20 protein-coding genes are annotated in these 22,204 nt (G+C 45.3%); 17 read left to right on the top strand and 3 right to left on the bottom strand.

What is annotated here, in order from left to right; translation table 11 throughout:
* Positions 1-116: 116 nt before the first annotated feature.
* Complete coding sequence (locus tag QME20_RS16015) at positions 117-821, bottom strand: hypothetical protein (RefSeq protein ID WP_281716251.1); 705 nt, start codon at positions 819-821, stop codon at positions 117-119.
* A 266-nt stretch (positions 822-1,087) separates the two neighbouring features.
* On the opposite strand from QME20_RS16015, the gene QME20_RS16010 reads away from it, so the two are divergent.
* Complete coding sequence (locus tag QME20_RS16010; RefSeq protein WP_281716250.1) at positions 1,088-1,990, top strand: RDD family protein; 903 nt, start codon at positions 1,088-1,090, stop codon at positions 1,988-1,990.
* A 143-nt stretch (positions 1,991-2,133) separates the two neighbouring features.
* On the opposite strand, the gene QME20_RS16005 is transcribed toward QME20_RS16010, so the two are convergent.
* Complete coding sequence (locus QME20_RS16005) at positions 2,134-4,530, bottom strand: ATP-binding protein (RefSeq protein WP_049588705.1); 2,397 nt, start codon at positions 4,528-4,530, stop codon at positions 2,134-2,136.
* 510 nt (positions 4,531-5,040) lie between these two features.
* Between QME20_RS16005 and QME20_RS16000 the strand changes: the two genes are divergently transcribed.
* From QME20_RS16000 to QME20_RS15925, 16 genes are all read left to right on the top strand, one after another.
* A complete protein-coding gene (locus QME20_RS16000; protein ID WP_281716249.1) occupies positions 5,041-5,658 on the top strand; it encodes a hypothetical protein in 618 nt (205 codons plus the stop codon).
* A 311-nt stretch (positions 5,659-5,969) separates the two neighbouring features.
* Complete coding sequence (leuS, locus tag QME20_RS15995) at positions 5,970-8,573, top strand: leucine--tRNA ligase (RefSeq protein WP_281716248.1); 2,604 nt, start codon at positions 5,970-5,972, stop codon at positions 8,571-8,573.
* 11 nt (positions 8,574-8,584) lie between these two features.
* Positions 8,585-9,121: an LPS assembly lipoprotein LptE gene (lptE, locus tag QME20_RS15990; RefSeq protein WP_014976413.1), complete on the top strand. Its 537-nt coding sequence runs from the start codon at positions 8,585-8,587 to the stop codon at positions 9,119-9,121.
* A 15-nt stretch (positions 9,122-9,136) separates the two neighbouring features.
* The gene (holA, locus tag QME20_RS15985; RefSeq protein ID WP_014949355.1) at positions 9,137-10,165 is read left to right on the top strand and encodes a DNA polymerase III subunit delta; all 1,029 of its coding nucleotides are present in this window, start codon (positions 9,137-9,139) and stop codon (positions 10,163-10,165) included.
* Positions 10,166-10,178: 13 nt separating this feature from the next.
* Positions 10,179-10,880: a nicotinate (nicotinamide) nucleotide adenylyltransferase gene (gene nadD / locus QME20_RS15980; RefSeq protein ID WP_231514279.1), complete on the top strand. Its 702-nt coding sequence runs from the start codon at positions 10,179-10,181 to the stop codon at positions 10,878-10,880.
* Between the two features lie 17 nt (positions 10,881-10,897).
* Complete coding sequence (rsfS, locus tag QME20_RS15975) at positions 10,898-11,215, top strand: ribosome silencing factor (RefSeq protein ID WP_014949353.1); 318 nt, start codon at positions 10,898-10,900, stop codon at positions 11,213-11,215.
* A 116-nt stretch (positions 11,216-11,331) separates the two neighbouring features.
* A complete protein-coding gene (gene rlmH / locus QME20_RS15970) occupies positions 11,332-11,802 on the top strand; it encodes a 23S rRNA (pseudouridine(1915)-N(3))-methyltransferase RlmH (protein WP_281716247.1) in 471 nt (156 codons plus the stop codon).
* Between the two features lie 30 nt (positions 11,803-11,832).
* On the top strand, positions 11,833-13,746 hold the full coding sequence (mrdA, locus tag QME20_RS15965) for a penicillin-binding protein 2 (protein ID WP_281716246.1): 1,914 nt from the start codon (positions 11,833-11,835) through the stop codon (positions 13,744-13,746).
* Positions 13,746-14,861, top strand: a complete 1,116-nt coding sequence (rodA, locus tag QME20_RS15960; protein WP_281716245.1) for a rod shape-determining protein RodA — start codon at positions 13,746-13,748, stop codon at positions 14,859-14,861. Before mrdA ends, rodA begins: the two co-directional genes overlap by 1 nt.
* Before the next feature lie 5 nt (positions 14,862-14,866).
* Positions 14,867-15,889, top strand: coding sequence for a septal ring lytic transglycosylase RlpA family protein (locus tag QME20_RS15955; RefSeq protein ID WP_281716244.1), 1,023 nt, complete (start codon positions 14,867-14,869; stop codon positions 15,887-15,889).
* A 318-nt stretch (positions 15,890-16,207) separates the two neighbouring features.
* On the top strand, positions 16,208-17,392 hold the full coding sequence (locus QME20_RS15950; RefSeq protein ID WP_014949348.1) for a D-alanyl-D-alanine carboxypeptidase family protein: 1,185 nt from the start codon (positions 16,208-16,210) through the stop codon (positions 17,390-17,392).
* Between the two features lie 101 nt (positions 17,393-17,493).
* Positions 17,494-17,757: a DUF493 family protein YbeD gene (gene ybeD, locus QME20_RS15945; protein WP_014949347.1), complete on the top strand. Its 264-nt coding sequence runs from the start codon at positions 17,494-17,496 to the stop codon at positions 17,755-17,757.
* Positions 17,758-18,429, top strand: coding sequence for a lipoyl(octanoyl) transferase LipB (gene lipB / locus QME20_RS15940; RefSeq protein WP_014949346.1), 672 nt, complete (start codon positions 17,758-17,760; stop codon positions 18,427-18,429).
* Positions 18,422-19,384, top strand: coding sequence for a lipoyl synthase (gene lipA / locus QME20_RS15935; RefSeq protein WP_049588697.1), 963 nt, complete (start codon positions 18,422-18,424; stop codon positions 19,382-19,384). The genes lipB and lipA overlap by 8 nt, the downstream gene beginning before the upstream one ends.
* Positions 19,385-19,574: 190 nt before the next feature.
* The gene (gene ansA / locus QME20_RS15930) at positions 19,575-20,582 is read left to right on the top strand and encodes an asparaginase (protein ID WP_014976407.1); all 1,008 of its coding nucleotides are present in this window, start codon (positions 19,575-19,577) and stop codon (positions 20,580-20,582) included.
* A gap of 41 nt (positions 20,583-20,623) precedes the next feature.
* Positions 20,624-21,463 carry a DUF2797 domain-containing protein gene (locus QME20_RS15925; protein WP_101564466.1) on the top strand — a complete coding sequence of 280 codons (840 nt, stop codon included), beginning with the start codon at positions 20,624-20,626 and terminating at the stop codon, positions 21,461-21,463.
* Positions 21,464-21,563: 100 nt separating this feature from the next.
* Here the strand turns inward: QME20_RS15925 and QME20_RS15920 are convergent, their stop codons facing one another.
* Entirely contained in the window at positions 21,564-22,115 is a 552-nt protein-coding gene (locus QME20_RS15920) for an NAD(P)H nitroreductase (protein WP_014949342.1), read from the bottom strand.
* Between the last annotated feature and the right edge of the window lie 89 nt (positions 22,116-22,204).

Raw genomic sequence — 22,204 nt, 5'->3', positions numbered from 1 at the left:
GCCTGAGTCCGATACAATATCGAAATCAGACCTTGGTTGCCGCTTAGAAATGAGTCCAACTTAATGGGGTCACTTCATTTCGGCGGTTTTTTTAAAGCGTTATCTATCAGTAATAGTTAACTTTTCATTTTGATTAGCGTATCAGCTTCTACGGTGAAACGATTAAAGAAATCGTCTTCTAGTTCGCCAGTGATGCGTACGCGCTCGCCTTTCATTAGCGTTAGGTAACCATCCGCATCAACAGGTGCGTCCTCTAACTCATCAAGATCTACCGTGAGGGTGGTATCGCCCACGTCAATTTGTAACGCTTCTTTGCCAATTGATTTAACGGTACCTACAAGCACCATTTCTTCATCGTCAAACTCAATGTTACTTGCTGTACTTAAATAAAGGTCTGCCGAAGCCTGATTAACCGACTCAGCTAAGTAAACAGTATCCATACCATCAACAATCACACTCTGAGCAACTAACCTTTCGCTCGAAAACATGCCATCATCAAGACGCGCCGTTACCATGACTTCTTCGCCTTTAATTTTTTCATAGGCATTACTGTCAAGGTCGGTGTCTCTTAACTCAACAAAGATATTCCCGTCACCGTAATCTAACGTAAAGAATTTTGAATCTACAGCAGACACCTCACCAGTCAACGTAATCCACGTATCACCAGACTCAGATGTTCTGGACTCAGGTTGCACTGACGCTGAAGCTGCTTGCATTTGCGCAGTTTTCATCTCGTCAACGTTAGCTTGTGCCATTGCAGATGAGCCCATCATAGCGAATGAAACCAGAGTTGCTGTAATCGTTCGTTTTGAGTTAAACATCGTAACCTCCTTAAAGGCATCATTGTTATCCATTCGATAATCTCTGATGCAAACCCAATGCCGCGCATATAAATCAACAACTTAAGTGGAACACACTTAAATTATCTATTTGCTAAAAAGAAAAATATTCCGACTATTGAAGAGATTACACTGTATCCTGCATGCGTATTTGTGGGGTGCTTGTCCTTCAGATAAAAGAGTTAAAATAACACGCCTTACTGTGTAAAGTAGTGTTATGGAATTAGGTTAAGCACAGTGGACGGCAAATGTCTCACCCTCATCAACATATTGATACGCCACCTCTTAGTAGTGATGTCGAAAATAATACTGCAGATAAATTAGAAACCGTTGAAACAAAGGATATAGTCACGCCCTATGCGTTTGGCGTGGCTAGCTCGCTGTTGGGCAAGCGTCTGGCTACACCTTTTCAACGAGGGTTGGCTCAGTGTATTGACCTACTATTTGTCGTCATTTTGAGCTCACTGGATGCACTGTTTTTGGCGATTATTGCTACAGTGACGTTTTATAAAGCTAGCCGCAACGTAGCCAATCAAAGCCATAAAAAAACGACGCGTTCATTTCTTCGAATAGGTGGAGCGTTCATGCTCTTTTGGACAGTGTTGCTTACGTTAGATGCTGCCAATGAGGCTAATTACTTTCGTGACGATGCAACTGTCAGCAACGTGATCGACTCGCCTAATCGCCAAGGTGAGAAAAATGGTGCGAATGATGATATTGGAGTAAATGAGCAAGTTCAAAATAAAGGTGTGCATGAAAATGGCCTACAGGAAGCTGAAGGTATTGAAAGTGACCTAGCAGATTTCGATGACGCAACTTCAGAGCCCTCAGCAAATACATACAGCATTGTCGCGTGGATTAAAGGTTTAATTACTGAGCTTGGCTTAGGCTTTGGTTGGGCCACGCTTTATTACAGCGTGTTTACCGCATGGTTTAACGGAAAAACTCCAGGTAAACGACTGCTAAATATACAAGTACTCAAACTCGATGGTTCTGGACTGTCGCTATGGGAGAGCTTTGGTCGTTATGGAGGTTATGGTGCGGGTTTAGCAACTGGCTTGTTGGGATTTGTGCAAATTTACTGGGATCCTAACCGACAAGCTATCCAAGATAAAATTTCAGAGACTCTGGTCATCAGCACCCACGATTAGCGCGCTCTGGTACTTGCGTTTAACATTGAATGGCTGTGTGCACGTTCTACTGAAAAAACGCTTCTTTATAAGCGCATCAATCAAGATTAATGCAAAAATCAAGAAGCGCGTCTCGACACTGCAAGTACGCGCTTCGTTCTTATCTATTCGCCATCTCCACCATTAACAATGAGCGCAATATTGTATAGACGGTTTACGGCATGGTAATTGATTGAATTTTTGGGGTAACGACCTTTACTACTTATTTTACCCGCTTCCTGTTCCATCAAAATAGATAGCGCATCATCAACGGTCTCTACAGTGTAAATATGGAACAGCCCTTTTTTCACTGCGTCGATAACGGTGGCATCTAATACCAAATTAATCGCATTTGATTTAGGAATAATCACGCCCTGCGTACCGGTAAGGCCGCGGTGTTGACACAAGTCGAAAAAGCCTTCTATCTTTTCGTTCACACCGCCAACCGCTTGCACTTCACCATACTGGTTTATGGAACCCGTGATAGCCAAGGTTTGTAAGCAAGGGATTTCAGTCAACGCAGAGATAAGCGCAACCAGTTCACCAAGGGATGCACTATCGCCATCAATATGTCCGTATGACTGCTCTAGCGCTATATTTGCCGATAGGGTTAACGGGAAATGCTGGGCATACTTGTTGCCCAAGTAGCCGTTTAGCAACATAACGCCTTTTGAGTGAATAGGCTGTCCAAGCTCTACCTCACGCTCAATATCAACGACACCACTTGCGCCGGCAAATACAGTAGACGTAATGCGTGCAGGCGTACCAAATGCAGTGTCACCAATATCCAATACCGTTAACCCGTTTACTTTGCCTACCGCTTTTCCTTCAGTGGCAATAAGCACGTGCCCTTCTTTAATATCGTTTAATAGTGTTTGGCTGACACGGCCGGTACGACGCTTCTTGGCACTTAATGCTGTTTTTAAATGATCAAGTTCTAGTGTGTCGGCATTAGATTTCTGACAGAAATAATAGGCTTCATTAACTAGCTCGATAACTTCAGCGAAGTGCGCAGATAGCTTTTCTTTGTGTTCAGCCATTCTTAACGAGTACTCAACTAGCCTGCACATCGCGTTAGCGGTAATGCCTTTAAGTCCTAACTGAATAAGATGCGCACGTACTTTGCCCACGAAATCAAAAAGCGCCTGTCTGGTGACGGGAATTTCCAAATCAAAATCCACCAACACTCTAAACAGTTCATCAAACTCGTCATCGTAATCTTGCAGCGTGTAGTATAAATCACGCGAGCCTAACAGAACGATTTTCACATTTAAGTCGATGGGCTGTGGATTGAGCGTAATATTGTTCACCATACCCACATCTTGCTGGGGTAAGTCCATGCGCAAGCGCTGTGACTTGATGGCAAGCTTAAGAGTATCCCACACGAAAGGTTGTTCAATAAGTTGGTCGACATCCAACAACAAATAACCGCCATTTGCACGATGGAGCGCACCGGGCTGAATCATGCGATAGTTGGTAAACACGCTGCCGTGAATGTTGGTGTACTCTATTTTGCCAAACAAATTTTGATAAGTAGGGTTCGGCTCATAAATAACAGGGGCTGCGTCATCGAGTTTATTCGACACCAAAACGTTAGGAAGAAATTGCTCTTCTAAAAATATCTTCTTGTCGAAGTCATCACTCTTCTCTTCTTTCTGCTCTTCACTGTGAATGACTAAGATAGCGTTGACCAATGCAGTTTTAAGCTGCTTGAGGTACTTCATTACCCCTAGCTCAGACGCGTATTTGTGCTCAAGCACTTTTAGCAGCGGCTTAATTCCCTGCTCTGCGGTCTTTTTGTCAAGCTCACGAAGACGCTCAGAGTTTTCGCGTTTCCACGTAGGCAGGCTTAACAGGCCTTCGCTTAACCTATTTTCTAGTTCGTCAATAAGAGTATAAAACCCTTCCCGTTGTGCGTCAGTTAATGACGCAAACTCTGTGTCACTTATTGGCTTGCCGTTAACGATAGGTGAAAACGTAATAGAGCCCCCCTCTTCGTACAGCGCAACATCATTCGCTTGTGCGTAACGCTCTACCGCATCGATAGCCGCATCGTACTTTTGCTCGAACTCTCTGGAAATTGACGCGCGACGGCGTTGATATCCCGGGTTATCAAAGGCAATGGGCAGTGAGTCTATGACATCGTCAATAAGCGCAGCCATATCCTTGTGGAATGCCTTTCCACCACCGGGAGGAAATTTTAGCGCAACAGGTTCGCGCTCTTCGTCAAAATTGTTGATATAACAACAATCATCAGGCGCTGGTAGCTGGGCAACTTGGCGTTCAATGTAATCCTTCACTAGAGTGAAGCGCCCCGTAGCAGGCTCACCCATCACGTAAAGATTGTAGCCTTTGGTGTTAATACCTAACCCAAACGTAAGTGCTTCACGCGCGCGCTCTTGCCCAATGAAGGTCGCATTTAGCGCTTCATCATCTTTTAAGGCACTGTTTATCGCTCGGCGATTTATGGTAGGTGAAAGCGCGTCTACATCTAACGCATATAATTTACTGTCTACAGACATGTCTGTTCTATCTTTGTTTCTTTACTTAAGTGAAACCCTAATTAACATTAGTGTCAAACGCTTATCCTGAATAAGGCAGCTTTGCATCGCTAATTGCACAACAAACAACCACCTTCATGATTTTAGAAAGAAATTGGCAAGCACTACGAGCTTTTTTGGCCTTCACTAGAACTGATACCTTGCGACACAGGGTGTAGCGTTTAATTAAAGCCGAAAAGGAGTTAAGTACGAAAGAACTTACTTCAATTTAACCGCTGCATTTATTTCTGCCACATAATTTGGATCAGAGCATTAAAATCACAGCGTTAAGAGAAGCGCGCCAAGGTCAGAGCCGTAAGGACAATGTGGTCAAGACAAAGCTCTGAAGAATCCTGTAACAGTAAGGCTTTAAAGTAGGTAGCAACGCAAGCTGCTTTCAATTACCTTAGAAAACACAAAAACCGAAATTCGTTTGGCGACGAGACCAGGTTTCGCGCGCAATAACCAATGAACAAAAACAGGGTAATAACAATGACAAAAAAATTGAAAACTCGCTCAACCCTTCTGCTCACCTCCTCTTTCCTTGCTACCTTTCTGGGTACGGCATTTTCTGCAATGAGTATCGCTAACGTAAACTATGCAGATAACTCAGGGTTTTCTATTACCAATGAGAGTGAAAGCTATGCGCCAGTTGAAGTCGTGTACTCTCATTTTATTCAACATGTGGATATGTGGTGGCCGAAAGACCACACATGGTGGAAAGGTGCTTTGCGCATAGATGAGCAGGCTGGTGGCTGTTTCTGTGAAACGACAGACACGGCGAGTGCAGCGCATATGCAGGTAAGCTATGTTGAACCGAACAAAAAAGTGGTGATGACAGGTGGCTTAGGCCCGCTTCAAGAGATGGGTATGTCAGGTGCACTGACATGGGAATTCAGCACAATAGCATCGAGCACTTCATCGGATGCAAACACACAAGACGGTCGCATACCGAAAACTAAAGTCACCCTTACCTACCACGCCTCAGGCAATATTCACTTTAATGGGCAAAAAGCATCTAACGAAGACGCCGCCAATTTAGTTCGAGTAGTAGACAAAGTGCAGGCGCAACAACTAAATGCGCTAACCGCGTTTAGCGACAATAATTAGATGCGACACCGGGGCCTGTTTATCGACAAGATAAGATGGCGCTAAGAGAAAGTAAGATGAGCAAATGGGGCGTATTCTGGTGTTCAATCGACGAAAACCGTGTCATTAATGCTCACTTTTCAAGCAAGCAACAATAAATATTGCCAAGTTCGGTGTTAAGCTATTGAGGCATGGCTTAGCGCTGGGTTATTCTATTGGGCTATATGTATGTTAAGTGGGTGAATCCCACGCGCGGTTAGTTGGCGTTGCTACAAACTCGCCTTATGCCGCCCCATAAACGTTTTAACTTTTAATGCGGAAGCCTAAGTTTCATGGCCGATAATCAGTACAATCCGAAAGACATTGAACAACGCGTTCAGCAATACTGGGAAGAAAACCAATCGTTTAAAGCAAATGACGACGTAGAAAAAGAAAAGTTCTACTGCCTGTCTATGTTCCCATACCCTAGTGGCCGACTTCACATGGGCCACGTGCGCAACTACACCATTGGTGACGTGATCAGCCGTTTCCAGCGCATGCAGGGTAAAAATGTATTGCAGCCTATGGGTTGGGATGCTTTTGGTCTTCCGGCTGAAAACGCAGCAATTAACAACAACACTGCACCTGCGAAATGGACATACTCAAATATTGATTACATGAAAAACCAACTTCGCTCGTTGGGTTTCGGTTACGACTGGGATCGCGAAGTAACCACATGTAAATCAGATTACTATCGCTGGGAACAGTGGTTCTTCACACGCCTTTACGAAAAAGGTCTTGTTTACAAGAAAAACTCTACTGTCAACTGGGACCCTGTAGACCAAACTGTTTTGGCTAACGAGCAGGTAATCGATGGTCGCGGATGGCGCTCTGGTGCGCTGGTTGAGCAAAAAGAGATCCCTCAGTGGTTTATTAAAATTACTGACTACGCCGAAGAACTTTTACAAGACTTAGAACAGCTTGAAGAATGGCCAGACCAAGTACGCGCAATGCAGGCAAACTGGATTGGCCGCTCTGAAGGTGTTGAAATTACCTTCGATTTAGCGTCAGCGGTTAACGACATTGCCGATTTAACGGTGTATACGACGCGCCCAGATACCTTCTACGGCGTTACTTACGTTGCAGTGGCTGCGCAGCACCCTCTTGCCGAATTCGCAGCAAAATCGAACCCAGATTTAGCGGCCTTTATCGACGAATGTAAAAACACCAAAGTTGCTGAAGCTGAATTAGCAACCATGGAGAAGAAAGGTTTCGCCACGGGTTTTGAGGTTGTTCACCCACTAACCGGTGAAAAGCTTCCAATTTGGGTCGCTAACTTCGTGTTGATGGACTATGGTTCAGGCGCGGTAATGGCTGTTCCTGGCCACGACCAGCGCGATTGGGAGTTTGCGACTAAATACAACCTACCTATTCAACAAGTCATTGCACCAAACGCAGGTGATGAAGATAAGTGCGACCTTACCGCGTCTGCATTTACTGAAAAAGGTAGCTTGATCAATTCAGATAAGTTCGACGGTCTTGAGTTCGATGCCGCATTTAATGGTATTGCTGATGAACTTGAAAGCAAAGGCTGTGGAAAGCGCAAAGTAAATTACCGTCTTCGTGACTGGGGCGTAAGCCGTCAGCGCTACTGGGGCGCACCTATTCCAATGCTAAATTTGGAAAACGGTGAATCTGTTCCGGTTCCTGCTGACCAACTACCGGTTGTTTTGCCTGAAGACGTAGAAATGAATGGCGTTACCTCGCCAATTAAAGCTGACCCTGAGTGGGCAAAAACCACATACAATGGCGAAGCCGCGTTACGTGAAACGGATACCTTCGACACCTTTATGGAGTCATCGTGGTACTACGCGCGCTATGCCTGTGCTACTAACAACGACGCCATGCTTGATCCAACATCAGCTAACTACTGGTTACCAGTAGATCAGTACATTGGTGGTATCGAGCACGCTATCTTGCACTTACTTTACTCGCGTTTCTTCCACAAGTTGTTACGCGATGAAGGCTTGGTAAACTCTGATGAGCCGTTCAAGCGTTTGCTGTGTCAAGGCATGGTATTAGCTGACTCGTACTATCGTGAAGACGCGTCTGGTAAGAAAACCTGGTTCTCGCCTACCGAAGTAAGCACTGAAAAGGACGATAAAGGCCGTATTGTTAAAGCATGGCTAACCGCTGACGGTGAAGAAGTTATTCACGGCGGTATGACGAAAATGTCTAAGTCGAAGAATAACGGTATCGACCCTCAGGAAGTTATTGATCAGTACGGTGCCGATACGGTGCGTTTATTTACCATGTTTGCTGCGCCACCGGAGCAAACCCTTGAGTGGGTAGACTCTGGTGTTGAAGGTGCAAACCGTTTCTTACGTCGTATCTGGAAATTAGTGACCGAACACGTTGAAAAAGGCACGCCAGAAGCGATTGATGTTAAGGCACTGTCGAAAGACCAACAGGCACTTCGCCGTGAGGTACATAAGACCATTGAAAAGGTGTCTGATGACTTAGGCCGTCGTCAAACCTTTAACACTGCGGTTGCAGCAGTGATGGAATTGTTAAACCACCTTCAAAAAGCGCCACAAGACAACGCGCAGGACATCGCAATTATGCGCGAAGCCTGTGAATCTATCTTGTTGCTTCTAAATCCTATTACGCCGCACATCGCTCACGAGCTATGGAAAGTGTTGGGTCACAGTGAAGATATCGATTTAGCACCATGGCCACAGGCTGATAAAGCCGCATTGGTTGAAGACGAAAAGCTAATCATCGTTCAGGTTAACGGTAAGGTTCGCGCTAAGATGACAATTGCTGCTGATGCAAGCAAAGAGAGCATTGAAGCATCTGCGAAAGAACAGCCTAACGTTCAGCAATTCATCGAAGGTAAAACCATTCGTAAAGTGATTGTTGTGCCTGGCAAGCTTGTAAATATTGTAGCTAACTAGGTCAGATACTGATGAAAAAGCACTTACAATTCGCAGTCGCTGTGTTGGGAACCGTATTGGTTACTGGCTGTGGCTTTCATTTGCGAAGTAGCCCTAGCCTACCTGACGACATAAACACCGTTGCTATTGAAAGTGCCCGAGCACACGCGCCCTTGGCGCGTGCGCTTGATAAACGCTTAAACGTTTACGGTTTATCCAGTGTTAGCGTAGATAAAACATCGCGCTCTAACCAAAACGTAAACATCTATTTGCTTCCAGAGAAATTAGAACGTCAGCTGCTGTCGGTTTACCCTTCGGGTCAAGTTGCTGAATATGAACTGATATATGTTGTGCGTTACCGCGTGCAGTTTCCTGGTAAGGAAGCGGTAATGGTGCAATTTGAAGTAGTACGTGACTATCAAGACGACCCTGACCAAGTGTTGGCAAAGTCTCGCGAACTTGAATTGATGCTAAGTGAAATGCGCGATGAAGCCGCTGATATCATGATCAGACGCCTTTCCAGTCAGGCAGCCGCTGCACCAAATGCATCAACTTCCGTTAGTCAGTAAACATCAGAATTTTTCATGCAGATTTATCCAAACCAATTTAGCCAAGATATCACCAAGGCACTTCGCCCGTGCTATCTGGTGTTTGGAGATGAACCCCAGCAGAAGTTTGATGTCATTGAGCAAATACGCGCTAAAGCAAAAGCCAATGGCTTTGAAGAGCGTACAGTACTTGTTGCTGAAACGGGCTTTAACTGGAATCAGTTGATTGAAGCCACGCAAAGCATGTCGCTTTTCTCAAGCCAACAGTTTATTGAATTAGAGCTACCTACGGGAAAACCGGGCACTGAAGGCAGTAAAATGCTGCAAGAAGTCGCGGCATCATTAAACCCCGATATTTTGCTGCTGGTTCACGGCCCCAAAATTGGCAAAGACGTGCAGCGCGGCAAATGGTTTAAAGTGCTTGATGATTTGGGCGCGTCGGTGTTGTGTTACCCGTTGGAAGGCAAGCAGCTCAATGCATGGCTAAACCAGCAGTTAAATGCCCACCAACTCTCCGTATCAGCGTCGGGTGCTAAGATGATTGCTGATTTCTGCGAAGGGAACATGCTTGCTGCTAAGCAAGAAATTGATAAGCTCGCCCTACTCTATCCACACCAGTCTATTTCAGACGAACAAATTGAAAAGGCGATGGTCGATCAGTCGCGTTTCAACGTGTTTCAACTGGTTGACGTTATGCTTAGCGGCGACAGTACCCGCTGCATAAAAATGCTATACCGATTAGAGAGTGAGGGTCTGGAGCCTAACATCATTATTTGGGCGCTTATTCGAGAGTGGGAGCAGTTATGGAAACTAAAACTAGCGCAGCAAAGCGGTGCCCCCATTCAGTGGCAAAAATTCGGTATTTGGCGTAATAGACAAGGTTTTTATCAAAGTGCCTTGAATCGTCTGAGCGTCGCGCAGCTAGAAGACATCCAAAAAGCGTTGACTCAGTCAGATCACGCATTCAAACAAAATGTCATTGCCCGCCCTTACGTTGAAATGTGTCACCTGTGCATGATGTTCATGGGTATGGACCTTCGCGAAATTCCTTTGTTACAGGCATAATGGGCAATTCTAAGTGAGTCTTTCCGGCGCTTCTCGAGCAAACCCAACGGTGAAAGCCATTCTTGGTGGTACGTTTAATCCGCCGCATAAAGGCCATATTGGTGCGGCACTAAAAGCGGCAGATGAAATTGGCGTAAACCACGTTCATCTCATGCCTTGTAAATTAGCTCCGCATAAGTCAGTAGGTGTGTCAGAAAGCCATCGGGTAAAAATGATTGAACTTTGCGCCCAAAACAATGACAGACTTATTCCAGAGTTAATTGAACTGACGCTTCCGTCACCCTCTTATACAGTTAAAACACTGCGTGCACTTAAAGAGAAAAGCGATGACACAATCTGTTTTTTCATTGGCGCAGATTCACTGTATAATCTGGACAAATGGTACGAGTGGGAACACCTGCTCGATTATTGTCACTTAGTGGTTATGCGCAGAGACGATGAGAAATTTTCGCCTCCTCCCGCAATACAAGCTTGGTTAGATTGTCATGTGGCTAACGATAAAAGTGTTATTCACGCAAAGCCTGCAGGCCATGTAGTGTTAACCAACACACCGCTTTTTAGTGTTTCATCTACTGAAATTCGTGACGTACTAGCAAGTGCTGCCACGTCCGAGAAATCGGGTACGCCAAACAGTTCAAATGCTGACCTATCTAACTTATGGTTAGAAGAAAGCGTTTTAGATTACATAAACGAACATCAGTTATATAAAAGTTAAGTAAGTGAGGAAAACTCTTGGAGAGTCAACAGCTCAAACAGTTTGTTAAAGACAAAATTGACGATATGAAAGGCCGTGATGTTATTGAACTAGACGTTCGCGGCAAATCAAGTATTACAGATACCATGATCATTTGTTCAGGTAACTCAAAGCGCCACGTTTCATCTATTGCAGAAAATGTCATGGTAGAAGCGAAGAAAGCGGGTCACGCACCTGGAAGTGTGGAAGGTAAGGAAACCGGCGAATGGGTTCTGGTTGATTTTGGTGATGTTATTTTGCACGTTATGCAAGATGAAACCCGTGATTTCTACCAGCTAGAGAAACTGTGGTCGTAGTGGCGTAAACGCTTGCTATAAACATGCAGTAACACGGTCAATAAAGGCCATACTCAAATGTGTATGGCCTTTATTGTATAAGTGAAATACTAATTCCTGCAGTAAGGGTAAAAGAAGTGCGTATACAAATCGTCGCGGTCGGAACAAAAATGCCAAGCTGGGTAAGTACAGGCGTGGATGAGTTTATTCGTCGTTTCCCTAGCGACATGCCAGTGTCCTTTACTGAAATACCCGCCGGAAAGCGAGGCAAAAACGCCGATATTAAGCGCATTTTGGAAAAAGAAGGCGAGCAAATGCTAGCCGCTATTCCCAAAGGAAATCGCATTGTTACGTTAGAAGTAACAGGTAAACCCTGGAACACTCCCACGCTTGCTAAACAACTCGACAATTGGAAAATGGACGGGCGCGACGTAAGCCTGCTTATTGGTGGTCCAGAAGGGCTAGCACCAGAATGTATTGCTGCGTCGGAACAAAAGTGGTCCTTATCAGCCCTAACTCTACCCCATCCACTTGTTAGGATCATTCTTACAGAAAGCTTATACCGCGCGTGGTCGGTGACGCAAAATCACCCTTATCACCGTGAGTAATTGGTCGCTTTATTAATGCAAAGGAAGTCAATGCAACGAAAACGTCAAGCAATACGGGACCACTCCGCTGAAGCGAACTTGTTCGCGCGCCGAGCGACCATTGCTTTTATTATTGTTGTGGCCATGTTGGGCATTGTACTTAACAACCTCTATTCTTTGCAGGTCACCCAGTTTGAAGATTATCAAACCCGGTCTAACGGTAACCGAATTAAAGTGCTGCCCGTACCGCCTAACCGCGGTCTCATTTATGACCGTAACGGCGTGCTTTTAGCCGAGAACCGTCCAGTTTTCAGTTTGGAAGTTATTCCAGAGCAAGTGGATGATATTGAGCAAACCCTTGCAGATCTGACCGAATTAATGAGCATCACCAGCGATGAAATTGAACGCTTTCAATCTACGCTAAAAGGAACGCGAAGATTTAAACCCGTTGCGCTTCGCACTCAGCTAAGCGAAGAAGAAGTAGCGTTGTTCTCTGCCAGTAAACACAAGTTTCCGGGTGTTCAAATTGAAGCGCGTTTAGCTCGTCATTACCCTTATAAAGAAACGCTTACCCATGCACTGGGTTATGTTGCACGCATTAACAAGCGAGACTTACAAAAACTCGTTGAAGCAGGTCAAGAAGATAATTACGCCGCAACCCACGATATCGGTAAGCTAGGCATAGAGAAATATCACGAAGAGCTGCTTCATGGAAAAGTGGGTTATCAGCAGGTCGAAGTAAACAACCAAGGCCGAATTATTCGTGTACTCAGTGTTGAGCCACCAACACCGGGCAAAGACATCGTACTTAACTTGGATTTAGAGCTTCAGTTAGAAGCCCAGCGAATAATAGAAGGCATGCGCGGCGCTGTAGTGGTTACCGATGTTAAAACAGGTGGCGTACTGGCACTTTATTCTAACCCTAGTTACGACCCCAATTTATTCGTGCACGGTATCAGCAGCAAGAATTACTCTGCGCTACTGAATTCACCGGACCGCCCGCTAATTAACAGGGCGACACAAGGACAATACCCTCCCGCTTCTACCATTAAACCGCACCTTGGTTTTGTTGGACTAGAAGAAGGCATCATCACCAAAGACTACACCATTAACGATACAGGACGCTATCAATTGCCAAATGTGTCGCACGTGTGGCGCGATTGGCGTCGATGGGGACATGGCAAAGTTAACGTATCAAAAGCAATAGAAGTGTCGTGCGATACTTATTATTACGAGCTAGCGTATAAATTGGGTATCGATAAAATCAGTGAATCTATGTACGAATTCGGATTTGGAGATTTCACGGGTATCGATCTTTACGAAGAGTCAGATGCCAACATGCCTAGCCGAGGCTGGAAACGCGCTCGCTTTAATCAACCTTGGTATATTGGTGACACCATCCCCGTTGGTATAGGACAGAGCTATTGGACCACCACGCCGGTCCAGTTAAATACATCGGTTAACACGCTGATCAATGCTGGGGAACGCTATATTCCACAAATCATTCGCGGTTATATGAACACCGATAGTTCTGTCGAACTTATCCCGCTTAAGTCGCTGCGGCCTATAGAAATTAAGAACCGTAACAATTTAGATGTGGTGTTAAACGCCATGCGCGATGTTGTGAGTGGCGAAGAAGGCGGCGCGCGTCATGCATTTGCAGATACCCCTTACGACTCTGCGGGTAAGACAGGAACAGCGCAGTTGTTTACCGTTGGCCAAAATGAAAAATATGACGCTACTAAAATTGATGAGCGTCTTCGAGACAATGCCATGTATGTTGGCTTTGCCCCTTTCAATGATCCAGAGATATCTGTAACCGTGGTCCTTGAAAACGTAGGCGGAGGTAGTAAGAACGCAGCACCCGTCGCCCGTCAAATCATGGATTTCTATTTCAGGGACCGAGTTTTTGAAACTGCCGAAGCTGACTCGGCAAACACTGATAATGAATTAGGGACAAACTAGTGAAGAGAACCACCATTAACCCTAATAAAATAAGTTTTCTTCAGCGCATTCATATCGATGGCTGGCTGTTAGTCGGGCTACTCGTGCTAAGTTGTGTTGGGCTATTTACTCTGTACTCGGCGTCAGGTCAGGATATGGAGCAAATGGAGCGCCAGTTTATCAGGCTGGGATTTAGCTTTATCGTTATGTTCGGATTAGCCCAAGCCCCTTTGGGCGTGTTTAGGTTTTTCTCAACCTATGCCTATGGTGCAGGCCTGCTCATGCTAATTGCCGTATTATTATTTGGTGATATGGGCAAAGGCGCACAGCGCTGGCTAGACCTGGGCTTTATCCGTTTTCAGCCCTCTGAACTGATGAAGCTTGCCGTGCCTATGATGGTTGCATGGTATATCAGTAAATTCACTATGCCGCCGCGCACCACCCACATTATCGTTGGGTTTTGTTTGGTGGTCGTGCCCACCATTCTCATTGCAAAGCAGCCTGATTTAGGGACCTCGTTGCTCATCGCCAGTTCAGGTATCTTTGCCATATTCCTGGCAGGTATGAGCTGGCGTCTTATTTCAGTAGTGGGCGGCCTCATTGGCGCGTTTGCGCCTGTGATGTGGTTCTTTTTAATGAAGGATTATCAAAAGCAGCGGGTTCTTACTTTTTTGAACCCGGAAAGCGATCCACTAGGTTCTGGCTACCACATAATCCAATCTAAAATTGCCATTGGTTCCGGTGGTGTAGACGGCAAAGGCTGGCTGCAAGGCACGCAATCACAACTCGAGTTTTTACCCGAACGTCACACCGACTTTATCTTTTCAGTATTCAGCGAAGAGTTTGGTCTTACCGGTGTAATGTGTTTAATGGCAATATACATTTTTATAATTATGCGCGGCCTTATAATTTCTAGCCGGGCACAAGACGCCTATGCAAAATTGCTTGGTGGCAGTATTACCCTTACCTTTTTTGTTTATGTATTTGTAAACATGGGCATGGTGTCCGGATTACTTCCCGTGGTGGGTGTTCCCCTTCCTCTAGTGAGCTTTGGAGGAACATCTATGGTGACTTTAATGGCAGGTTTTGGCATTCTTATGGCCATTGCCACTCAGAAACGTTTAATGTCTAGATAACTTGTATGTTGCAACGCCTTTTTTCGGTACTTGATTTTGTAAAAGCGGGTTTAGTTAATGCGGGTCTTGTTGCCCAAAATCTGGCAAACGGACAGTTCTTTCGCTATGGCTCAGCTGTTTTTATAGTTTTGGCATTAGTGGGATGCCAAAGTGCACCTACACAATCTGGTCGTTATACTCAAAAGCAAGACTCAGCGCCTAAGCACGTTGCCAAGAAACCAGAAACACTTGATGCTGTACCAAAATACGAAGCCTACCGCATGTTTAACAGCAGGCCTTACAAGGTACTGGGCAAGCACTACACGCCAATGGATAGTGGTAAAGGCTATGAGGAGGTTGGTTATGCCAGTTGGTATGGTCAGAAGTTTCACGGTCACTTAACCTCAAATGGCGAAACTTACAATATGTTTGCCATGAGCGCGGCTCACAAAACATTGCCACTGCCCTCTTACGTGCGTGTTACTAACTTGGAAAATAACAAACAAGCGATCGTCCGCGTTAACGACCGCGGCCCTTTTCACGATGATAGAATTATCGATTTGTCGTATGCAGCCGCAGTAAAACTAGGCTACCACAGCAAAGGCACAGCGCGAGTCAAACTTGAAGTTATCCACTTTGATGAACAAAACAATGTGACGGTGGGAAACAGTCCAACCGTTACTTACGATGAATACTTGGGTATTGCAGTAGTACCCGCACCGGCCTTGGCAGCAACTTCACCCACCCCGCCATTAGCCCCCTCTTCGAACACCGCGGATACCAACACAAGCAGCAGTGAGAAAAGTACCAACGCGGTAAGTGATGCGATCTATATTCAAGTTGCTGCGCTTTCAAACGCCGAGAAGGCAAAATCTATCTCTAACGTGCTATCGGCGTTATATCAAATTCCCGCTCATCTACCAGTAGCAGATAACATTTATAAACTACAGTTAGGCCCTATCCACGATGAAGCAGTCGTCGCGGAGGTTCTTGAACAATTAAAGCAAAATGGCTATCCCAACGCTTACGCGATTACGCAGACCATGTAGTTAGTTGGGTTGTCGCACGCTCATAAAAACAACGACATTGTGGCAGCATTGTGTCATTCAGCAGGCAATATCACGGTTTCTTCGCCTAATACCTACAATCACGTAAACTTTTTTGATAAAACCTAGTCTTATAAGCAGCCTTTCGTTAAGATCTCTCGTCACCTCAGCTAATAAGTAGGTGAAACAACAGAATTCGGTTACGAACTGGACAAAAGCTAAAATTGGGTAGCCATGTTTTGCGGTCATCGTTTCGCGGTCATCGCAACAATAGGGTAAGCTTTAACTCACACGGATAAAACGGTCAAAGAAATTAGAACCATGCTCAGAATAATTCAACGCGCTAAACCGTCATTACTTTCATTTGCCTTTTTGGTGATAGGCACTTTACTACACACAGCAAATGCTGCCGTAGTCACTCCGCCTGCTCCTTCAGTTGCCGCAGAAGGTTTTCTTCTAACCGACTTTGAAACGGGTCATGTGATTGCATCTAAAAATGCGGACATGCAGCTTGCTCCTGCGAGCTTAACGAAAATAATGACTATTTATGTTATTGGCAAAGAATTACAGGCCGGTAACATCAGCTTAGACGACGAAGTGACTATCTCGGAAAACGCATGGGCGAAGAAATTCCCTGACTCGTCAAAAATGTTTATTGAAGTAGGTACACAAGTTTCAGTACGTGACTTACTGCGTGGCATTGTTGTGCAGTCAGGTAACGACGCCTGTGTTGCTATGGCAGAACACGTAGCAGGTTCAGAATCTGCTTTTGCCAGCATGATGAATGCACACACGGCATCACTTGGCATGAGTGGTTCTCACTGGGTTAATGCTCACGGTCTTCACGACCCAGACCACTACACTACCCCTCGTGACATGGCGATTCTGTCTCGCGCGCTTATCGCAGAAACGCCAGAAATGTACAAGATTTATAGCGAGAAGGAATTCACCTACAATGGCATTAAGCAATACAACCGCAATAGCCTGTTGTGGGACAAAAGCTTAAACGTTGATGGCATTAAAACTGGCCATACGTCTGATGCGGGCTACAGCCTAATCACTTCTGCAGAGCAAGGCGGTATGCGTCTAATCTCTGTAGTCATGGGGACTGATAGCGAACGTGCACGTAAAGTTGAAAACAAAAAGCTACTTAAGTATGGCTTCCGTTTTTACGAGACACTTACGCCATACCAAGCCGGTCATAGTTTCGTTGCTCACCGCATCTATATGGGTGATAGAGAGACAGTAGACCTTGGAATTAATCAATCTACCCCCATTACTATTCCACGCGGTCAGGCGGCTAATTTAGAAGCTAACTTCGAACTTGATGACAAGCTTGAAGCACCACTTGCAAAAGGTCAGGTTGTTGGAAAACTTTATCTACAACTAGACGGTGAAGATGTGGCTAGCTATCCCCTAGTTACCCTTCAAGAAGTAAAAGAAGGCAGCTTCTTTAATCGCATGAAAGACTACATTATGCTTCAGCTAGGATTTGACGACGAGTAAACACCTTTACTGAATACGTTAAAAAGCTAGTTGTGAAGCGGCCAGATTTGTTACAATCTGGCCGTTTTTTTATATGATATTTTAAGTACCAAGGATATCGCATGGATACCCGTTTCGACGAATTACTAGATTTTCCAACAAACCAAACGTTTAAAGTCATGGGCGTTGCTCATGAAGACCTACCTCAACAGGTAGTGAGCTGCCTTCAGCAACATGCGCCAGGCGATTACTCGCCTAACGTAAAACCAAGTAGTAAAGGTACTTACCACTCGGTGTCTATCAGTGTGCGTGTAACCAGCAAAGAGCACATGGAAACCATTTACACTGAACTTGCCAAATTAGAGCTGGTTAGGGTTGTACTTTAAGTGAATGAGCAGTCGATAGCGTCTGACGCAAACGGCGTTATAGTACGTCAGTTAGGGCGTCAGCCGTATGAGCCTATCTTCGAGGCAATGAAGCGCTTCACCGATGAACGCGACCAAAACACCCAGGATGAAATTTGGCTTGTTGAGCACGATGCCGTCTTTACGCAAGGACAAGCAGGCAAAGCTGAACATATACTTATGCCTGGTGATATTCCTGTTGTTCAGGTTGACCGGGGCGGCCAAGTGACCTATCACGGTCCAGGCCAACAAGTAATTTATCTGATGCTAAACATAAAGCGCAGAAAGCTAGGTGTTCGCCATTTAGTCACTGCTATGGAAGAAGCGGTGGTCGGACTACTTGGAAAATACGGCGTAACCGCGTATCCAAAGCCCGATGCGCCTGGCGTATACGTCGATGAGAAGAAAGTTTGTTCATTAGGTTTAAGAATACGTAATGGCTGCTCGTTTCATGGCTTAGCTTTAAATGTTAATATGGACTTATCACCGTTTCAGCGTATTAATCCTTGCGGTTATGCCGGTATGGAAATGATCGATACCGCGCGCCTCAATGGTCCAACTACGCTTGAGACCGCTGGTAATGAATTAACGCATTTGCTGCTAGAAGCGCTTTCCATTGCACAGCCAACATACAAAGAAGGTTTTGATGAGTAATGCACGACCTCAAGCGGGGATAAAACTCCGTGATGATGAAAAAGTAAAACACATTCCCGTCACTATTATTCCTACTGAAAAGGAAGAAATGCTGCGCAAGCCGGAGTGGATTAAAATCAAGCTTCCTCGTACTACCGAGAAAATTGATCACATCAAACAGACACTTCGCAAAAACAATCTTCACTCTGTGTGTGAAGAAGCGAGTTGTCCTAACCTTGCCGAGTGTTTCAACCACGGTACAGCCACCTTTATGATTCTAGGTGATATTTGTACTCGTCGTTGTCCTTTCTGTGACGTAGCCCACGGTAAACCTCTGCCTCCTAGTGCAGAAGAGCCTGAGAAGCTGGCTAAAACCATTGCAGAAATGAATTTGCGCTATGTGGTTATTACTTCTGTTGACCGCGATGACCTTCGCGACGGTGGCGCTCAGCATTTCGTAGATTGTATTAACGCCATTCGCGAACACAGTCCAACAACGACAATCGAAGTATTAGTACCCGATTTTCGTGGACGTATGGATCGTGCACTTGAGATTTTCAAAGACGGCGTGCCTGATGTGTTCAACCACAACTTAGAGACGATCCCGCGTTTATACCGTGAATGTCGCCCTGGCGCGAATTACCAATGGTCGTTGGATTTGCTTAAGAAGTTTAAAGCGCAACACCCTGACGTGATGACCAAATCTGGTCTGATGATGGGTATGGGCGAAGAGAACGAAGAAATTCAAGGCGTACTTGATGATCTGCGCGCTCACAATGTGGACATGCTTACGCTGGGTCAATACCTTCAGCCAAGCCGTCACCACTACCCGGTTAAGCGCTACGTACATCCTAAGGAATTCGACGCCCTTGGTGACTACGCAAAAGAAATTGGCTTCACGCATGCAGCATGTGGCCCAATGGTCCGCTCGAGCTACCATGCAGACCAACAAGCAGCGGGTAAAGAAGTTAAGTAGTACCGAACTTCAGCATAGGGCTCAGCCTAACGTTGCTAAAAAGTTGATACAGAATAAAAGCGGTGATCTTCACCGCTTTTTTGTGCCTTCGTATTTCAGGGTGACAAACCCGTGGGTATTGTTAGAATGCCCGTCAAATTACGCTATCCCCTTTTGAAAAGTATTCCCAAATTAAGGGTAAGGTCATTTCATGCGCAAACATATATATATTGCCTATACAGGTGGAACTATTGGTATGAAGCCGTCTAAACAAGGCTACGTACCCGCTGCAGGCTTCTTGTCAGACACACTGAAAAAGATGCCGGAGTTTCACCGTTCTGAAATGCCCCTTTTTACCCTGCATGAATACGATAACCTTATCGATTCATCAGACATGGACCCGTCTGACTGGCAGCGTATTGCCGATGATATCGCCGACAACTACGACAAGTACGATGGCTTCATTATTTTGCACGGTACAGACACCATGGCATACACCGCCTCGGCGTTGAGTTTCATGCTTGAGGATTTGTCAAAACCTGTCATTGTTACCGGTTCTCAAATTCCACTGGCAGAGCTTCGCTCAGATGGTCAAGTCAACCTTCTAAACGCGTTATATGTTGCCGCGAACTTCCCCATTGCCGAAGTCGGACTGTTCTTCAACAACAGACTACTTCGTGGCAACCGCAGCCGCAAAGTAGATGCAGATGGATTCAGTGCCTTTGACTCCCCTAACTTTCCTCCACTGTTAGAAGCTGGCATTAACATTCGTCTGAAAGCCGGTGAATTAGCGAAGACACCAAATAACACCTTAACGGTATCGAACGTCAAAGCCCAACCGATCGGCATGGTAAGTTTGTATCCCGGTATTGCGCCAGAGGTGATTAAAAACACGCTACAGCAACCTGTGAACGCGTTGATTTTACTGAGTTATGGTGTGGGCAATGCACCTCAGAACCCTGAGCTTATTGCACAGTTAAAATACGCAAAAGCCAGAGAAATTCCTGTTTTGAATTGTACCCAGTGTATGCGCGGTCGCGTAAACATGGGTGGCTATGCCACCGGCCATGGCCTACAAGAAGTAGGAGTTTTATCGGGTAGCGATATGACACCCGAGGCTGCCCTCGCGAAACTGCACTACTTATTAAGTAAAGGGCTTCCTTTTGAGGAAATAAGCCATCTATTAACGCAAAACTTGCGTGGCGAATTAAGCGACTAGCAGCGTTACAAATAAAGTTTTTAAGAAAAAGGTTTCAACAAGTGATAACAACATATTCGGGTATGCTTAAAAAAATGCGTACCTCCGCCGATGAAAACAATACCGTGCACTACTCGCTTCCAATTGGTGATGAGCTGGTAGATATCAATTCTCTTATCGGCAAGGAAGTAACGGTAACCTACTCTGGTGACATCAACTGTGTTCACTGCAACCGCAAAACCAAAAAAAGCTTCAACCAAGGATACTGCTACCCGTGTTTGATATCGCTGGCACAATGCGATAGCTGCATTATTAAGCCAGAAAAGTGCCATTACCACGAAGGGACGTGCAGAGAACCTCAGTGGGGTGAAGAACATTGCTTTAGTGAGCATTTTGTTTATTTGGCTAACACAGGTACGGTAAAAGTGGGCATCACTCGTCAAGTCACCGAAGGCGTGTCTACGCGGTGGATGGATCAAGGAGCTACGCAGGCTACCGTAATGCTGCGAGTTCCTGACAGGCTTACCAGTGGTTTGGTTGAAACGTTATGCAAAGATCACATTGCAGATAAAACCAATTGGCGAACAATGTTAAAGGGCAAACCTGACGAGGTTGATTTAGAACAGGTCAAAACCGAATTAATGGGTAAAATTGAAAGTGAGCTAGAAGCGCTGAAGCAAGAAAAAGGGCTTCAAGCAGTATCAGAAGTGACTACGCCTATCCATGATATTCATTACCCTGTTGAAGATTATCCGGTAAAGATAAAATCTTTAAACTTAGATAAGACACCGTCATTTACTGGTGTGTTGCAAGGTATCAAAGGGCAATACTGGATGCTAGATGGCGATCGCGTTATTAATATCAGGAAGTTCGCTGGTTATAACGTAGACCTATCTTTCTAGGTTAAATGTTAGGGTCTTATTTTAACTTACTTATAAAAATAAGACCCTTCTTACCCGCCGCTAGCTATCTAATGCGGCAGTTTATTCGAATAGGTATCAACTACTGCCAGAATTCAAAGTAGTCGTTACTATTTCTTTGCGGTTTAGGTGCAGGCTCAAACGCTGGTGTTCCTAAATATAAGAAACCTACCAGCTCGTCTTCTTCACTTAAGCCTAATCCGTTTCTTACCGTCTCACAGTGTGCGTAGCCACCGGTGCGCCACATGCCGTTAAACCCTTGTGCTACTGCTGCCATTTGCATCGCCATAACGCCACAGCTTGCCGACGCTATCTGCTCAACACGCGGTACCTTTTCATGTTCCACATGCTTTGCGATGGCTACGATAACCATAGGTGCGCGGTGAGGAAGCTGCACGGCACGTTCAATTTCTTTCTGCGACTTTTCATTTTCAATAGCGGATTGCTCATAGAGTGCACCTAGCTTATCAAGCCCTTTTCCTGTGCACACGATAAAACGCCACGGAGTAAGACAAGCATGGTCTGGGGCACGTAGTGCAGCCTGCATAATATTCTCTAAGGCATCTCCACTAGGTGCTGGCGCTTCCAATCGAGGCTGAGAACTTCTGTTGAGTAACAATGTTAATGCGTCCATTTACGTCCCTACTTTATTTTTTCGCGTTGCTGTTATCACGCTTCGATTTTCATAATCGAGAAAAGCGTGCCAACAACAATAATTTACCT

The organism is Alteromonas sp. CyTr2, assembly GCF_947311905.1.
In the GTDB taxonomy this organism is placed as follows: Bacteria; Pseudomonadota; Gammaproteobacteria; order Enterobacterales; family Alteromonadaceae; genus Alteromonas; species Alteromonas macleodii.
This window is presented reverse-complemented; position numbering and strand designations above follow the sequence as displayed.